The organism is Rhizobium sp. Leaf311, from assembly GCF_001423445.1.
Lineage (GTDB): Bacteria > Pseudomonadota > Alphaproteobacteria > Rhizobiales > Rhizobiaceae > Agrobacterium.
Genome location: NZ_LMNZ01000001.1, coordinates 261 through 16,904 on the forward strand (window position 1 = coordinate 261; position 16,644 = coordinate 16,904).

Here is a 16,644-nt window from a genome sequence, read left to right on the forward strand (position 1 = left end):
GCCTACAGCACGATCGTCAGTTCCGCGCCGTCGGGCACGAGATTGATGCGGCAGATAAGTTTAAGGAGCTTGTCTGCGGCAAGGAACTGTCGCTCCACCAAATCGAGAACCTCCCTGGATGCCATCATGTTTGCGACCTCGCCATGCATCTGCGGGTCGCCAGTCGGGGGCCGGGCGGGTGTCTTGCCCCAGCACCACCGGCTGGATGAGATCCAACAGGATCGGCATCAGGCGCTGATTGGCGTCAACGTCCACGTCGTTACGGTCTAGGGACAGCGGCTCGCGGATAACTACATCGACACTCAAAAGAACTAATGCGTCAGCCTGGCGGACCTCTCCTGAAAGTCCTCCGTCCACGCCTCGGTAGCGGCAAGCTCTGAGGCCAGTTGCTCACACCTTAGCCGCATTGCATCCGGTTGGTCGAGGATGCAAAGGCGCGTACCGGGTGGGGGAAGATGGGTGACCTGCGCGCGGCGGCGAGCCTTGCCCGTCTCAACACCCCTGACGCGGAAAATTTGCCCGAAGACCGCGGCCTCCCGTTTGATCTACGGGTGACGCTAGCCGCCCCGCATACTGGATCAAGCCGTGGCGCAAGGCGATGCGCAAACGGTTGGTAGGTGTTGAATGTTGACCCTGTATCGGCCTCCAATTCTGACCTCCGATAGGCGTTACAACACTGCAGATTCGCCGGACCGAGCGAGAGACCAGATAAGGCTGGAGGCGAGATCAGGCGGGAAGACGACTTACGAGCGGTTTCATTGATTTGAGAAGTGGCTTTTCGACCAGCCTGAAGATTGCAATAGCGCAAACTACGGCGACGATGAGCCCGATGGCTGACGGGAGAAAGGCATTGCCGAAAAACTTGTGAACGGCGGCAGTCCAGAAAACATGGGAAAGATAGAGTGAGTAGGAGGCGTCGCCGATCAACTGGATTGGCGTTAGTTGCGCGGAAGGCCAATATCCCCGCTTTTCCAGGCTCAAGCAGCCGGCGACGATAAGAAATGCCGGAATTCCCCAGACCAGAATTCGGTATTCTGGGTCGAACAGCGAGAAAACATTGCTTGCTGCAAGCCCGGATACACCCAAGATGACGGCAATGAGGCTGATTTTTCCGTGCAGAACAAATCTGGAAAGCAGAAGACCTGCGATGAACTCCAAAAGAAGATTAGACGACCAGAGGTTCAAAGCGGCGTTCTTCAGGTCGAAGGTGTAACCCAGGATGACCATCGAGGCTAATGCCAGTGATGTGAAAAGGATGGGTCGACCCAGGAATATGGCTGCGGCGAAGATGATGTAGAAAAACATTTCTAGGTTGAGGGTCCAGCCCACCACCATCAGCGGCCAGACGTGTCCTGTTTGGTCCCAGTAGGGAATGAAAAAGAGCGATTTGGTGAGTGTTTCTGCATTAAATGAAAATTGAGAATAGACGCCAGCAATCGCGCCCAGACACATGACGAAGGTGAACAGCCAGTAAAGCGGTGCGATCCGGATGATGCGTTTGCACAGAAACACGAGTGGCCGTTCATTGACGCCGATCGTGCCCATGATAAGGCCCGAAATAACGAAGAAAATATCCACTCCCGCCGCACCGACAATAAACTCATTCGGGAAGAAATGGAACGCTGTGACGAGGACCGCTGCTATACCGCGAAGGGCCTGAATCGAATAAAGATGATTTTGCACACGTGGCCCCTACAAGCGAATTTCGTATTTCACACTGAGCTAAGCAAGTTAAGCTCGCATAACACTGAATACATAAAGATAAAACTGCATTTGGTGGATTTAAGTTTGGCAATTCTGGATTGTCAGCAATAACAAATGAAAACTCGCGGGATCGCCTACGTTTTCTACACACCCGAGATGGCGATTGGCATTAAACTTTATTTTCGTAGCCTCGGCGCGGACACGCACCATGAGCTTCGTCTGGAAGGAATGCGGTATAGGCGCGCTTTCGATCGGTTCTGACACTAATTTTGAGCGCGGTAGGCCGCCGGATATTGAATGGGTGTCGGGTTTTTTGGCACTGGAGCGATTTTCGCGTCCAACTTAAACGAATATGCGGAAACGAATAACGTCAGGATCCAGCCGATCGAAAAGGGCGCCAATAGATCGACTTCCGTGTAGATGCGCGACATGGTGAGAACGATGAGTTGGAAGAGGAATGTCGTCAGAGCGTTCTGGTGCAGCATGACATTGCGAAGAGTGGTGACGACGAGTGCCGCTACATAGAAGAAAGTTACCGCCACTCCAAAGTAACCGAGTTCGACGGCCGTTGAATAGAACTGGTTGTGAAAATGAAAGCCCATACGGGTCGGAATATGGAATGCGTCCCACAGCGCTTCGGGTTCCGGGTCATTTTGAACCCAGAATGCCTGATACCCAATACCGAACAGGGGATTTCGCTCAACCAGTCTCGACGCATAGGCCCAGAGATCTGTTCTTCCGGTCAAGGTGGCGTCCTTGCCGACCGCCGAGAGCAAGGCGCCCGTCAAACCGTTTTCGTCACCGAACACCAGTCCAGCCAGGCATGCCACACTCAACGCTATCAGGAACAGTGCGAGCAAAAACTGCCCCCGGGCACTGACATGGACAAGCCTGACCACCATGAGCGCGCAGTAGGCTAGCACGATGACAAAGAAGGAAATCGCTGCCCCTGCAGAGATGGTGAGAACGAGTGTAATTAGCGCCAGGCCCACGCCGACATAGGCCAGCGCGCGGCTGAGGACAGTCTGACTGATCCCCGCCTTGGCGACGGACAAAATGAAGAGAACAAGTCCAGCGTAGGCCAGATAATTCTTACTGCCATAGAAGCCAACGTAAGCGGCCTGCTGGGTTTCGTAAATAATGGCAGTCTTGCCGGAAAGAATGCTGGCGCCTACCGAAATCAACTGAGCAAAGAAAAATGCGGTAATGAGTGTTTTCAGCCGTATTGTGCTCGTCAGAATATACACCACGCAGCAGGATACCAGCGCTTCTGCCGATAGTTTGAAGGTCAGCAGCGGATGGTTCGACCAGAATGTGGAGGCGAGAAATACCGACGGCATAATGAATAAGAGGACGAGCCCTGGCCACTCGATGCGGCCATGTATCTGGTAACTTCTCGCCTTCAAACCGATCAGGACGATGGAGGGCAGTATAAAGAAGACCGCCGCGATGGTGCCGAAACCGGGGCTGAGGGTAAGACCCAGAAATGTCACGAATGGAAACGCAAACTGGGCAGCGCTGTCTAACCGGGAAGTCGGATGTATGTCCTGTGATGGTAGTTGCACGACGGATTACCTGATATTTTCGGAACGGGACATGACAAAACCATTTGCAGACACGCCGGATGAAGCAGATCTTTCTGGCGACTTACGCTCCAAGCAATATCCACTTCTCGCAGTCTTATCCATCTCATATGCAGCAACCTGTAAGGAAAGACTGCATTTTTAAAGAAACAGAGCCCCAGCCGCCACATAGACGTCCTGCGAACGCTAGATGAAACGAGTTTTGGCTAAGGCGCAGGAGCACTCGGCTTCAGGCATCAGAGTAACGGGGATGGGGCATTTGCTGCACAGTCTTTGATCGGAATTTGAGGCAATCTCGCGTTTTTGCGCGTGAAGCTCTGCCATCCGGCATACGCCTGCGCGATAAAGCCATTTCGCAATACGCGTGACACGAGACATTGCGTTATATGAGCCTAATGGAATTTGAAAATATTGCGGAATTGGCCTAGTGCAATGTCTTGGAATGGCGGCAGGACAAACTGACTGTAATAAGATGCAGGTAGACTGACCTTTCATGGATTGCTGAGGTGGAGCGAAACCGAGCCGAGGTTAACAAGGCTTGCACTGCTTCATCCTGTACCAGGACTTCAATAGATTATTATTAAGCTCAAATGGTAGGGCGTCGCGTGTCTTTAAAAAAAATTGCCTTTGGCACAATGTCCATGTCCTCCATCTCGATCCTCCGGATTGCGGCCCAGTTTTTCATCATGCCAATATTGGCACGGTATCTCAGCCCTCATGAATACGGAACGGTCACACTTGCGGTTCCTATCATTCTTCTTCTGGTTATTTTTGCGGATGCAGGCGTCGGCCAATCGCTGATCAAGGAAGATGATGGCAATACTCAGGTCTGGTCCAGCGCATTCTGGCTTACGATGGTCATCGGTCTTGTCCTGGCCCTCATCGCCCTGTTCGGGTCTTCCACGCTTGCCATGATATTTGCCGAGCCGGACCTTGGCCCGATCACGCGTGGACTGGCACCGATTGCTTTCCTGCAGGCGATTAGCGCCGTACCGGGTGTCAAACTGCAAAAGAGCGGGAAATTTTCCACAATTGCAATCATTGAAGTCTTGGCAATGGCGGCGGGTCTGACGACCGCACTTGTCGGCGTGTTGAATGGTGCCGGTGTCTGGTCGCTGGTGCTGCAGCAACTGGTGCAATATTCCATCCGCGCCAGTTTCACATTCGCTGCGTCCCGGTTCAAACCGCGATTTGTCTTCTCATTGCATAGCCTTAGAGAGCACATTGTCTTTGGCAAAAGCATGCTGTTCAGCAATCTGGCGACCAATCTCTCCCAGTCTCTGGAAATGGTCATCATAGGCCACGCTCTCGGCGCCGCAGGTGCAGGCATTTTTGCGATGGCATTTCTGTTTGCCCGCTTACCCGGTCGCATCCTGACCGCGCCGCTCAACTACGTCATTTACACACATCTTCTGCGTTTCAGAGAAAACAGGCAGAAACTGGGAGAGGTATATTCTGCAATATCCTATCTGGTCGCAGCAGGCGTGCTGCCAATCCTGTTCATAGCCTCCGCGGCCCACCAGGAAGTGTTTGGCTTGCTGTTGGGCAGCAAATGGACGGAGTCAGGCTACCTGTTTGCGTTGATCGCGCCTGTTGCGGGTTACCAGCTGATCGGCACATTGGCCGTGACGATACGCATCGTATTGGGTGAAGTTCGCAGTCAGATGAGATTTGCGATAGAATTTGCGATCTGCTGGTGCCTGCTTCTTGCTGTGTTTGCCACAGGCGGCACGATCTATGTGGCCGGCGCATATGCTGTTGCGGTGGCTTTGACCGTACCTCGTAACATCAGTGGGATCGTCTCTCTTCTGAGCCTTTCACGAACGCGGTTTGCGGCATCGATGGCTTTGCCTTCCGTCATCTCTGTGGCTGTCGCGGGCGTGTATTGGTTGGGTTCTACCGGAATGCGCGATCAATGGTTCCAATGGATACCGTTTGCTGCGGTCCTTGCCCTTGCGGGTGTGGCGCTTTCGGTCGCCGCAGGTCATCGGACATTGCGCAGAGGTCTGTCTGTTCTAAACGCCCCGACGGAGAGCGTCTGACCGCCCGAGCCGCTATCAAATCCGGTGATAAAGAACTGTCATAATTGAATAAATTATTGCTTATAAAAGCCGGGCCGTGGTTCCTAGTATATTAAGAAGAGTGACTTGACGCTGATCCGGCTAGAACCTATACGGCATTTGATTAGATGGCGCTCATTGCTTTTGGATGTTGTATATCATAACAGGAAAGATGTACAAAAAATGAAGAAAATTGCTGTTATTTGTGCGCTTCCTCCTGAACGTAATACGGGCATGTTGACCGTCGATCTGGCGGCTCATATGACCATATCTCAAATGGTCGCTCCCAATATTGTTCAGTTTTACACATATGGAAAATTGAACGAATATTCGTACCCGCCAGAAGAAATACCATTCAAGTATCTTGATATAGTCGATCATTACGGCGAATACCTCTCCTCGGACGTGTTTTTGTTCTGGGGTGATTTCCTGCACTCCCTCTCCTATCTCGAGAAGGATCGTGGAGCATGGAACAAGGATGCGACGAGCGAGAGCCAGAGCGGATTCCAGAGCGACTATTACAAATACATTTTCCTGTCCCAGCTCGATCAGGAGAGGTTGAGCCGCGCCGTCATCTTTGGAAGCACGATCATTACAAATCGAGCGGAGGACGATGTCGACGAGACGTATCGATCGCACTCCGAACGCTTGTTCAAGAATGCTGCCGGCGTGTTTTTCAGAGATGCATTGTCCGCGGCGAAGGTTTCGCCTCTGCGGGGCCTGGACCCTTCGCTGGCCTGTGACTGTGCACTTCTGCTGAAAGACACCGACCTCGAGCAGTTTTCCGGTTTTGAAATGGCCGCACAGCGACAGGGTATTGGCGTCTACTTCGGCCGGACGAATTCAAAGTTCCTGATGCTGCTTTACGCCCGCCTTCTTGGAAAGCGTCTCGGTGAACCGACACGGTGGATACCCTGGTTCTTCACACGCAAAAAATTCCGCGCCATCGCCCGTCTGTTTGGCTATGACGTCCCGAATTATCACGTTGATCCAGGCAAGATACTTTCAGAGCTCTCAGGCTGCAAATTCGTGATTACGGACACGTATCATGTTTGCGTCAATGCCTGGCGCCTGGGAATACCGGCCATATGTATCGGTCAAGGCGCGGCCACAGCTGATAATTCGCTGTCTGATAAAAAGAAAGAAATACTCTTCGAAATGTACGGGGCGCGCAGCTTCTACATTTTTGCGGAGCAGCTTTACAGCGTCTCAGGCTTCAAGGCAGCGCTGGACCAGGCAAAGACAGTCCTGTCCAACCCCGCTGTTGCCGCACAAATACGCAAAAACATCAACGAACATGTCGAGACTGCTGTCGCGCGGTTGAAGCAGGCGCTGCAAAAAGCATGCAGCTAAATTTTTTCCATCCACCTCGGTGATGTTGATGCGTGGCATCAGGGTTAGATGCCGAGTGCGTATCTTGAGGGCGTATCAACCCACTATCGCTGGGTTGATACGCCAGTTGCTCTGACTGCCGGTTGCTGATCGAAGTGCTGCCGGAACTTCGCCGGGCAGCCTTACCCTCAAAACACTGGGCATCTGCAAAAGTGGTGGGGGGGCTAATGAGGATGAACTTTACCCCGTGAAGACTGATGCAGTGCAAGAAAGTTTCTGCGCCGCAATATCAATTCCATGCGTTCCAGGGGATGGAGCGTGCGTCTAACGCAATCAGGCGGTCGATTTTATCTTCGAAAAAGATTGTGCACCGGAGATCTACATCTCCGGTGCACATAATTCTATGTCTTCTTTTGAATGTGCGCCATCAGGATCTGGCTTCGAATGATTTAGTAGCTACCGCGCGCCGAGCACACGGCCGGGATTGTCTTCAGGATGATTGCGACGTCCTGGATCAGCGACCAGGTCTGAACATACTGGGTGTCGAATGCGATGCGGCTTTCATAGGAAACATCGTTACGGCCGCTGATCTGCCACAAGCCCGTAAGACCTGGGCGAGTGCGGAGGTAGTACACGGCGAAGCTATCATATGCCTGCAGTTCTTCGGCAACAACAGGACGGGGTCCGACGACGCTCATTTCGCCGCGAATGATGTTGATCAGCTGAGGCAGCTCATCGAGGCTGAGTTTACGCAGGACTCGTCCAACAGCGGTCACGCGTGGATCGTTCTTAAGCTTGCGGGTTGCTTCCCACTCGGCGCGGGCATCCGGATTTTCCGCCAGATAGCGGCGGAGAAGTTCGTCTCCATTGACAGCCATGGTGCGGAACTTCAGGCACTTGAACTTCTGGCCATTGTGGCCGACACGCTCATGCTTGTAAAATGCAGGTCCTTTGTCGGTGAACTTCACCAGAGCCATAATCATAAGAAATATGGGGCCAAACAACACGAGTGCACACATTGCAAACGTAACGTCCAAGCTACGCTTTGCCAGTCCGCCGGTCGGAAGAACTGTCGCATACTTCATAAAGAAAGCTCCATCGTTTTACGATGATGAGCCGCATTCCTGAGGCGGCTGATCAATCAATTACGCAAAATGAATTAATTCCAGGCTCTAAACCTGTTCGTGACTTACGAGCCAGCCTTGTGGTTCATAAGTGCTTCGTTAACAATTTATAAACCAATAACGAATTACTAAGTCAATACTTTGTGGCGAATGTAGTTAATGCATATAAGCATATTCTAAATATATAGTTTTGATGATTTCAGTATAAAATCATTCTAATTTCTGAATAAATAAGCCTATTCATACTTTGTATGGGGGAATTTCAGTGATCCTATTGGCTTAGAGAATTCGAATTAGATTGGATCGCAAAATTTACATTAGAGAATAATAAAATAATAAAACCGAAAATTTTTTATCCGAATATCTAATCCGTGCCGAGCAATCACGTCTCAAAACGCTATTTCGTCAAACGGCAGAATGATTCGCCTCAATGCTGGAATAGCGCCTCAAAGGGCCTGATGAGGCGAATGTTCATCTTGGCCGTAGACGAGTAATCAATCGCTATACTCGAGCTTTGAGGAAATGGCGCATCAGGAAATTGTCGCTAATGATGTCCTTGGCCGTCTTGTCGATGTCGGTCGTCCCGAACCGCATCACCCGAATGTACTAGCCCTGAAAACGCGCCGCGAGTTTCTTGACAGCGGCCATAATGCACTGAGATCGATTGGTGGCGCATAGGCAGTTGAGCAGGGCAGTAGCCGCGCCCGCCGCGCTTCGGTGACGGCGGCGGGATCGAAATGCCGATTTTTGAATGATCCCGAAAGAGGACCAGCCCTCTTTGCGCTGCAGCATTTTTACAAGAAGAATGTAAAGCGTGTGTGTATATCGTGTTCTATACTTAGCAGGTAAGGTTACCGGCGGGTTTGGTCGCGAGTGTATTTGATTTATACTTATCTTGAGTTGTGCTGGATAAAATCGATGATCACTCGTTGCGCAAGAATTCTGCGACTGCAGTGTGCAGGGCTCCAGAGCCTGCTCGATGTGCCGTTCTCTTTCATCTGACAGGAAAAGTTCAAAAGACCGCAAATATCTTAAGGTTTGGCTCACCACACATTTTCAGAGGTCATTTGACGTTTTCGAGTAAGACATTCCGAAAACAGGAGTGGATGATGAAGAGTGTACCAGTCAATTCTCGCATTATACAAAACGTCTACTTCAGCCAGGAAGACGGACAGTTGCATATCTGCTTTAAGAATGGTGAGGAGCGGCTGTTCATCGGCGTGCCGGAACACGAAGTTACGGCAATGTGCGTCGCCAAATCCCCCGGCCAGCATTATATCGACCGCATCCGCAATCAGTATAAACGTATCGCTGCCTAGTATCAGCAAAGACCGCGTTCAAACCTGCCGGTTATTGAAAGGCCGCTGGCCTGGCGGCAGGCAATGGTTTCACCGCATCAATTACAAGACTGCATCCGATTGTTAGTGTCGAAGGCCGCCGCGTATCATCGCAGGCCATGGGCGCTTTCCAGTCTCGCTGGATCCGCGACCAACAACTTGCCTGCCGGATTTTGGAATAACTAAATTAACAATATCTAGAATTCGCATAAAATTATATCGTCTGGACAATCAATATAATTTCCGCATATATCGCATCGTCGCCATTATATTGGGTCTGAACCTAGCTGATATCACGTATTAAAAGCTATTCATCTCAATAGAAATTGTGCCTTCCCCACATTCTCCATTTATGGGGGATAGCGGAATTTGAAGGCGATCTATTTTATCAGAATCCTGTGCGGGTTTCTGCAATTTATCGAAAGTAAAATGGTAGTCCGTGCTTATGATATTGCCGTTCTTTAATTAAAGGCAACATTGAAGAGAAGCATTGCAGGTTGAAGAATGCGATCCCACTACGTTGCTTTATCTGTTTATTGGGTCTCGCTTTCAGTAGCCCTTTTAAATTATGGCTCTGTTGAACTGCTGACGGTTACGCTTTTAGCCTTGCCTACCTTCTTCCTGTTCATGGTTCTTCTCGCAACGGGAGGCATTCCCACCCATACCGGTTCGACGCTATGGGCGGCGGCTTCGCTGATGGTTCTGCTCCTCGCCTGGATTGGCGCTCAAACTGTCATTCCTCTCGATGCACCGTTTTCAGAGGCCGCCGGGAAAGAAATTCAAGCTTTTCTCCCAGGTGGTGCTTCCACCATCTCGGTGTCGCCAGCGGATGATCGGGCGGCAGCCATGCGAATTGCAGTGCCGTTTGGTATCTTCATGGTCGGTCTCTTGTTGTTCTCCACAGACGAGCGCGCGAGTGGAGCGTTGAGGCTCTTGTCGGGGCTTTCCGGTTTGATATCGATCTTCTCGATCGTCCAGTTCACCATCGCGCCAGATCAGTTGCTCTTCGACGCGAAGAGGGCCTATCTCAGCAGCCTTACTGGCATATTCGTAAACAGAAATACTGCGGCCACGTTCTTCGGCCTCGCGCTTTTATTGAACGCCTCCATCGTCGAGGCATCTTTTGGCAAGATAGGTTTTCGGCGGGTGTCCTCGGCAATTTTGGCGGGCGCCAGACTTTCGCCAGCCATGCAAACGCAATTGTGGTTTGCGGCAATTCATGTGGTGCTGCTCTTCGCGACACTAACAGCATTGATGCTGACCAAATCTCGCGGAGGGGTCGTTGCGGCCCTCATTGCTGTCTGCTGCCTTTTAATTCTGAAGGCATTCAGCAGGTTTCAAAAACAGGAAAAGAGCGGGCTTGCCCCAGCCAAGGGACGCCGCTGGATCAGGATACTGATCGGCGCATCTATCCTTCTGGCGATTGTCATCATCTTCTTTTCGCTTGGGCAGCGCGTTCTGTTGCGCTCACAAATTCAGAGTGCCTTCGAAGACGGTCGCTTTTGTGTCCTGCCGGGCATAGTGGCTGCCGTCTGGGACAACCTTCCGCTTGGGGCAGGTCTGTCAAGCTTCCCGACCGTGTTCCCGGCCTATCGAGATGCGACTTGCGGCATTGCCGGGGTCTGGGACAGAGCTCACAATGTCTATCTCGAAGGACTTTTGACGCTTGGCATTGTTTTCCCTCTGTCGGCGCTGCTCTTCAGTCTCTGGTTGAGTGCGGTCTTTATCATTGGGATCAGGCGCCGCCGAAGCGCCCGTTATGCGGGAGAGCTCGGCATTGCCTCTCTTGTTTTGATTGCTGCGCACTCCGCGATTGACTTTTCCCTGCAAATATCAGGACTCGCAATCTATTTTGCGGCAATGCTTACGCCAATTGTAACCTTGTCTCTTCGTCCGCCTGGCAAGAAACGAACACCTAAGGGACAGTCCACCCGTCATTCGATGACTGCGTAACGATGAGTCATGGTTAAATATTTTCGAATTTGAGCATATTTATGTTTATTTATTTGAATTAACTAATATTGAACTGATTAATTGGGCGTTACCACCATGTGTTTAAATAGCAACAACTTAATTCAAAGCTGAGCAAAGCATAATTTCAGTCAATCCGGCTCTGGATTTAATTCTGCAATTGGTGTTATTGCGAGACGATATAATGTTTCATGGGGATGAAATTGAGGCGGAGTAAGACTCACATTTTGCTGCTTGCTGCGGCCACTTCGCTTACCAGTTGCACTTCGCTTCCAAGTGCGGGTCCGGCGGCCCGCAATGTGGAAGCCGGCGCGGCTGTAAAAGTTACCTCTGCGGACAAACCCACTGCCGTGGGCATCGATTATGCGCTGGTGGACATCAATAAGAGTGTCCTGAGCTACGTCGCAGACGATACGCAGACCTCATTGGCTCAGGGTTTTGGCGGTGGACGCGGCGGCGCGCCATCGCTGCCATTGGGCGCTGGCGATGTGGTCCAGGTTGCCATTTTCGAGTCGCAGTCGGGCGGTTTGTTCATTCCGTCTGATGCTGGCAGCCGCCCCGGGAACTTCGTTTCCCTGCCGCAACAGACGATTGATCACAGCGGTAATGTGAGTGTGCCTTATGCAGGCCGTATCCGCGCAGTTGGACGGTCGGTCGAGGCGGTTCAGCAGGAAATTGAAGACCGGCTTGCAAGCCGTGCTATTGAGCCTCAGGTCGTCATCACCAAAATCAGCAGCCGCTCGGCCCAGGCTGCGGTGCTGGGAGATGTGCGTCAGCCCGCGAAGATCGAGCTGACCGAAGCCGGTGAAAGAATACTTGACGTCATCTCCGAAGCGGGCGGCTTGAGTGCGCCCGGCATCGAGACGCGGGTCACTCTTCAGCGCGGAGGACGTTCTGCAACCGTGCAATACGATCATCTGGTCGCGACGCCTTCTGAGAATATCTATGTCGCACCGGGTGATACGATCCTTGTTGATCGCGAGCGTCGTACCTACTCCGCATTCGGGGCGTCGGGTCTGAATGGCCGGTTCGACTTCGAAGAGTCCAAGCTGAGTTTCGGCGAGGCATTGGCAAAGGCTGGTGGTGTGTTGGACTCCCGCGCGGATCCGGCTCAAGTCTTCCTGTATAGGGTTGTCCCCAAGGACACGCTGGCCAAGATGGGCGTGAATGTCTCGCGCTTCAAGTCTGAAACAGTTCCCGTTGTCTTCAGGGCCAATATGCGTGATCCGTCCACGCTCTTTGCGATCCAGAAGTTCCCGATGCAGGACAAGGACATCATCTACATCACGAATGCAGATTCCGTCGAGCTTCTCAAGTTCTTGAACATTGTGAACTCGGTATCGTCTACCGCCGCCGGCGTTCCTTCGGATGCCGTATCGATCCGGGACTCTGTGGAATCACTGACAAATTAATAGCCAAGCGTCCGCAGCATTAAGTAAGTTTCTTGAATCTTATTGCTGCGGAAATTTTTTTGTGCAATCAAACAGTCTTAATAAAGTATAAACGGACTTGGGAGTGACTTCATGCCAAAGGGCTTAAATTACAGCTTACTGTGTGGCGCGCTGTTGTCGTTGGCTTTGGCGAATAATGCCAGTGCACAAAGCTCTTCGCCGGCCAGTTGCCTTGTCGCCCCGGCAAGTCTTTCGGACAGTATTGTTCAGGCGTTTCTTTCTTCGCCAGAGAGTCTGTTGAGCGAGTTCCAGACAGGTGGAATACCTATGTCCAACCGCGTCCGTGCTCTCACCGGCACGAACGAAGCCGCTTTGTCTCCCTTGATCAAGTTGGCAGGTCAGGCCAATCCCTCGCAGGTTGCAGCACTGGGTGCTGGCCTTGCGCGTGCAGCGGCAGCTTGCGTTTCGCTGAAGCCTGACTTCGCTGCGCGCATTCAGCAAGAAGTTGCCGAAACCGACAATGCTGCCCTTCAAACCGCTTTTGCGGGCGCGATGCCGGAAACTGAAACGGCTGCGTTGGGTGCTGCGGGCGCTGGTGCCGGCGGCGCGGGCGCTGCGGGTGCGTCAGCCATCGGCAGCAATGGGAATGCAGGTGGCGGCGTAAACGCAACGGGAACCGCCGCTGATGGATCGTCTGGCACGGCTTCTGGAGATTCTGCATTCAGCGCTGGTGCAAGCAGCCCTTATTTCGCGACGTCGAGCGCAGGCTCATCCACATTTATCTCGATCAGCATAACGACTCAGTAGAAACCCTTGTGGCTGGGGGTCAAGACACAACTGAAATGAGGCTCGCTTGCCGCTCTACGATAAAGAAATCCACGCTTTTTCGCGTGAAGCGAATGCTGATATGCATCAGCAGGGAAGTTTTCTGGACGTTGAAAGCGTCATTGCAATTGCCAGGCGTCAGTGGAAGATCGTCGCGATAAGCGTAGCGGTTGCTGCGGTTCTGGGTATTGTCAATATTCTGACAGCCGTTCCGCTCTTCACGGCCAATGTCAGCGTTCTCATCGATAGAGGCAATGGTCAGCTTGCCGACCAGTTGTCGAGTATCGGGTCCGCTGGCGGCAGTCTGATGGAAGATGAATCGTCCATCCTCAGCCAGGTCGAGATCTTCAAGTCAGACACGATCGCAAGTGCGGTCGTAGACAAGCTTGATTTGACCAATGATGCCGTGTTCATGGCGGATGATCGTTCCGCCATGGTGCAGTTGATAGGAACATTGCGTTCTCTGCTCAATGTATCGCAATGGTTCGTGTCCGCTTCGGCCGTCGCGGATGACGCGGCTGCAAAGCACTTTGCCGCAGAGCGAAAGCTGGCAGAAAATCTCGACGTGAGCCGGGTCGGAAGAACCTATGTTCTCAACGTCCAGTACACGTCTCCATCGCCAGAACTTTCGAGTAGAATTGCCAACACCGTCGGCGATATTTATCTCGTAGACAAGTTGAACTCGAAATACGAGGCGACGCGGCGCGCCAGTGACTGGCTGCAAAATCGTATCGCAGAGTTGCGGCAGAAGGCGCTTGATTCCGACCTTGCCGTTCAGCGGTTCCGCACAACAAACAATCTTGTATCCGCAGGATCTGTTCTCGTATCGGATCAACAGCTCTCCGAACTTAACAGCGCGCTGATCGTGGCGCAGTCGGAGACGTCAAAGGCCGAAGCACGCTTCCAGCGTATTCAGCAGATTATCGCGTCCGGCCAGACAGATGCCATCGTCACCGATGTGCTCGGAAGTACGATTTCGAACGAGTTGCGGCAAAAATATTTGGATGCATCCAAGCGGGAAGCGCAGATTTCCGCGCGGCTCGGACCGGATCACGTGCAAGCGGTTCGCATGCGCAGTGAAATGTCTGAATATCAGCGATTGATGTTCGAGGAGCTGAATCGTATCGCCGAGAGCTACAAAAGCGATCTCGACGTCGCGAAAGCGCGTGAGAAAAGCCTGTCCGACAACGTATCCCAGGCAACCGGTATCAGTGCATCGGCAAACGAGACCAAGGTGCAGTTGCGAGAGCTCGAGCGCGAAGCCGAGACTTATAAAAATCTCTACCAGACCTTCCTTCAGCGCTATCAGGAAGCTGTCCAACAGCAGTCATTCCCCGTGACAGAGGCGCGCGTGATCACGCGTGCGTCACCGCCGAAGTCGCCAAGCCATCCCAAGAAGACACTGATACTTGCGCTGTTCATTGTCATGGGCGGTGCGGTGGGCACCGGTTTAGGGGCATTCAGGGAAATCAGGGACCGCTTCTTCAGAACTGGCGATCAGATACGGGACACGCTCAAGCTTGAATTCCTCGGGATGACACCGATGATTTCCGGCCAGCGATTGCCAGCGTTTTCCGGCAGCAAGTTGCCAGCTGGTGAATTGTTCAAGACAAATTCTGTCTCGAATTACGTTGTCGACAATCCACTGTCTTCTTTCGCGGAAACCTTGCGCAGCGCAAAGCTCTCTGCGGATTTCGGTATGGTCGGGAAAGAGTGCAAGATCATAGGCGTTGTCTCCTCCCTTCCGGGCGAGGGAAAGTCGATGACATCGATAAACTTTGCCCAGTTGCTCGCCGATCAGGGAAACCGGACCATTCTGATCGACTGCGATTTGCGTAATCCTGGCGCCACGCGTGCCATTGGATCTCATGCAGAGGCGGGTTTGCTTGAGGCTGTTCTGGAAAACATCGACCCTCGGAAGCTTTTACTTCAAGATCCCAAAACGGGATTGGCGTTCTTGCCAACAGTCATCAAGCATCGCGTGCCGCACTCCTCAGAGTTGCTGGCCTCTCCGGCCATGCGCAACATCCTGACACATCTCAGCCACAACACAGATTATATCATCCTAGATTTGCCGCCGCTCGGGCCTGTCGTCGATGCGCGCGCGATGGCTTCTCGCGTTGATGGCTTCCTGTTTGTCGTAGAATGGGGAAAAACCGCAAGGCATCTGGTGCGCCAGCTTCTGAGGGATGAAGTCGAAATACGAAACAAATGCCTCGGCGTCATACTGAACAAGGTGGACCAGCGTAAGTTGAAGCTCTACAGATCCTTCGGATCCAGCGAGTATTACCAGTCTCATTATACGAAATACTATCAGGACGCTGCGTAGATTGGCAGGATTTCGGCGGAATCCATATTCGGTCACCGTTTTGGGCATCATGGCGTTATGCTTGTGCCTCTACGCCGTCGATCAGGTCGTGCATTACGCACGTTTCGCCGACCTTCAGTATTGGGCGCGGCAAATCGAGAAAGGCCGGCCGCTGGAACTGAGCGCGCTTGATCGTTTGGTCAGCGAAACCTATGATCGCGGTATCGAGCAAGAGTGCCAATCTGCATTCGTGAAGCCGTTCCTGACGGTGTTGCTGGCTGGGCTGGATGCGCGGAATCCAAACTCGGAATATGAAAAATGGTTCGAGGCTCTGGGCCAGACGGAGCAGTTCCTGCGCCACACATTGAGTTGCCTGCCGACAGACGGTAACTTGTGGGTACGCTACGCCATGGTTCGCCAAGCATCAGCTGAACAAAGCGATGAAATCCATCGGTTGGTCGGTCTTTCCCAAAGATATTCTCCAGCCGAGGAGAATGCGATAACGGCGCGCTATTTTCTCTATAACCGTCTGACGAATATGACGTTGGAAAAGATCTCGATGGAAGTCCGCAAGGATGTCGAGATTTTATGCTCGCCATCAGCGGCATTTCTGCGCGTCAAAATTCCGGCCCCAAAGCCGCAATTGGCGGAGATGATAGCTGCCATTTCACCTTACTGTTCGATTTCAGGTCAATCGACTGGCGATGCGGCGCGCGTGGACGACAAAAAAATCAGCCTTTCCCCCTTCAAATCGTCGATTTCGAAATAAGGCCTGGCCGATTGAGACTGGCAGGATGTCCGGCGCATTCACTTTATGAAATGTTCGATCCATGGGAGCTTGCATAAGGTCTCGCAGCCCTAAACTCGGCACGGCGCTGTCATCTCGAAGTGGCCGGGTGCACGGTCATGGAGACAGTCGGGTTACGCCCTGGCGTGTCGCGGCTTTACGAGTAGTCGATTTTAAAAGCCGTCTGTCCCGCGGGTCATTCGCCGGCTCTGCCAGCCACCG

Annotated in this window: 13 protein-coding genes; 9 read left to right on the plus strand and 4 right to left on the minus strand. The window is 52.4% G+C overall.

The annotated features are described in order from the left end of the window. Positions 1–2 precede the first annotated feature (2 nt). Positions 3–128, minus strand: a complete 126-nt coding sequence (locus ASF69_RS23715; protein WP_280136370.1) for a hypothetical protein — start codon at positions 126–128, stop codon at positions 3–5. Here ASF69_RS23715 and ASF69_RS22990 point away from each other — a divergent pair. Then, positions 127–270 (plus strand): hypothetical protein, encoded by a 144-nt coding sequence (locus ASF69_RS22990; RefSeq protein WP_156461936.1) that lies wholly within the window; start codon positions 127–129, stop codon positions 268–270. The genes ASF69_RS23715 and ASF69_RS22990 overlap by 2 nt on opposite strands. 456 nt (positions 271–726) lie before the next feature. Here ASF69_RS22990 and ASF69_RS00005 read toward each other — a convergent pair whose 3' ends face one another. Continuing rightward, a complete protein-coding gene (locus ASF69_RS00005; protein ID WP_062584122.1) occupies positions 727–1,683 on the minus strand; it encodes an acyltransferase in 957 nt (318 codons plus the stop codon). A 284-nt stretch (positions 1,684–1,967) separates the two neighbouring features. Next, positions 1,968–3,269: an O-antigen ligase family protein gene (locus tag ASF69_RS00010; protein WP_156461937.1), complete on the minus strand. Its 1,302-nt coding sequence runs from the start codon at positions 3,267–3,269 to the stop codon at positions 1,968–1,970. Between the two features lie 623 nt (positions 3,270–3,892). Here ASF69_RS00010 and ASF69_RS00015 point away from each other — a divergent pair. Together ASF69_RS00015 and ASF69_RS00020 are read left to right on the plus strand one after the other, a co-directional pair. Further along, positions 3,893–5,329: an oligosaccharide flippase family protein gene (locus ASF69_RS00015; RefSeq protein ID WP_162238055.1), complete on the plus strand. Its 1,437-nt coding sequence runs from the start codon at positions 3,893–3,895 to the stop codon at positions 5,327–5,329. A gap of 105 nt (positions 5,330–5,434) precedes the next feature. Continuing rightward, entirely contained in the window at positions 5,435–6,700 is a 1,266-nt protein-coding gene (locus tag ASF69_RS00020; RefSeq protein WP_156461938.1) for a polysaccharide pyruvyl transferase family protein, read from the plus strand. 428 nt (positions 6,701–7,128) lie between these two features. Here ASF69_RS00020 and ASF69_RS00025 read toward each other — a convergent pair whose 3' ends face one another. Then, positions 7,129–7,764, minus strand: a complete 636-nt coding sequence (locus tag ASF69_RS00025; RefSeq protein ID WP_062584131.1) for a sugar transferase — start codon at positions 7,762–7,764, stop codon at positions 7,129–7,131. Between the two features lie 1,148 nt (positions 7,765–8,912). On the opposite strand from ASF69_RS00025, the gene ASF69_RS00030 reads away from it, so the two are divergent. The 6 genes from ASF69_RS00030 to ASF69_RS00055 all read left to right on the plus strand — a co-directional run bounded on the left by ASF69_RS00030 (position 8,913) and on the right by ASF69_RS00055 (position 16,404). Beyond that, entirely contained in the window at positions 8,913–9,122 is a 210-nt protein-coding gene (locus tag ASF69_RS00030; RefSeq protein ID WP_062585502.1) for a KTSC domain-containing protein, read from the plus strand. 522 nt (positions 9,123–9,644) lie between these two features. Then, entirely contained in the window at positions 9,645–11,093 is a 1,449-nt protein-coding gene (locus ASF69_RS00035) for an O-antigen ligase family protein (protein ID WP_062584133.1), read from the plus strand. Between the two features lie 209 nt (positions 11,094–11,302). After that, positions 11,303–12,523, plus strand: a complete 1,221-nt coding sequence (locus ASF69_RS00040) for a polysaccharide biosynthesis/export family protein (RefSeq protein WP_062584135.1) — start codon at positions 11,303–11,305, stop codon at positions 12,521–12,523. Between the two features lie 306 nt (positions 12,524–12,829). Next, entirely contained in the window at positions 12,830–13,309 is a 480-nt protein-coding gene (locus ASF69_RS00045; RefSeq protein ID WP_062584137.1) for a hypothetical protein, read from the plus strand. 100 nt (positions 13,310–13,409) lie between these two features. Beyond that, positions 13,410–15,656, plus strand: coding sequence for a GNVR domain-containing protein (locus ASF69_RS00050; protein WP_062585503.1), 2,247 nt, complete (start codon positions 13,410–13,412; stop codon positions 15,654–15,656). Between the two features lie 40 nt (positions 15,657–15,696). Continuing rightward, entirely contained in the window at positions 15,697–16,404 is a 708-nt protein-coding gene (locus ASF69_RS00055) for a hypothetical protein (RefSeq protein WP_156461939.1), read from the plus strand. The last annotated feature ends 240 nt before the right edge of the window (positions 16,405–16,644 follow it).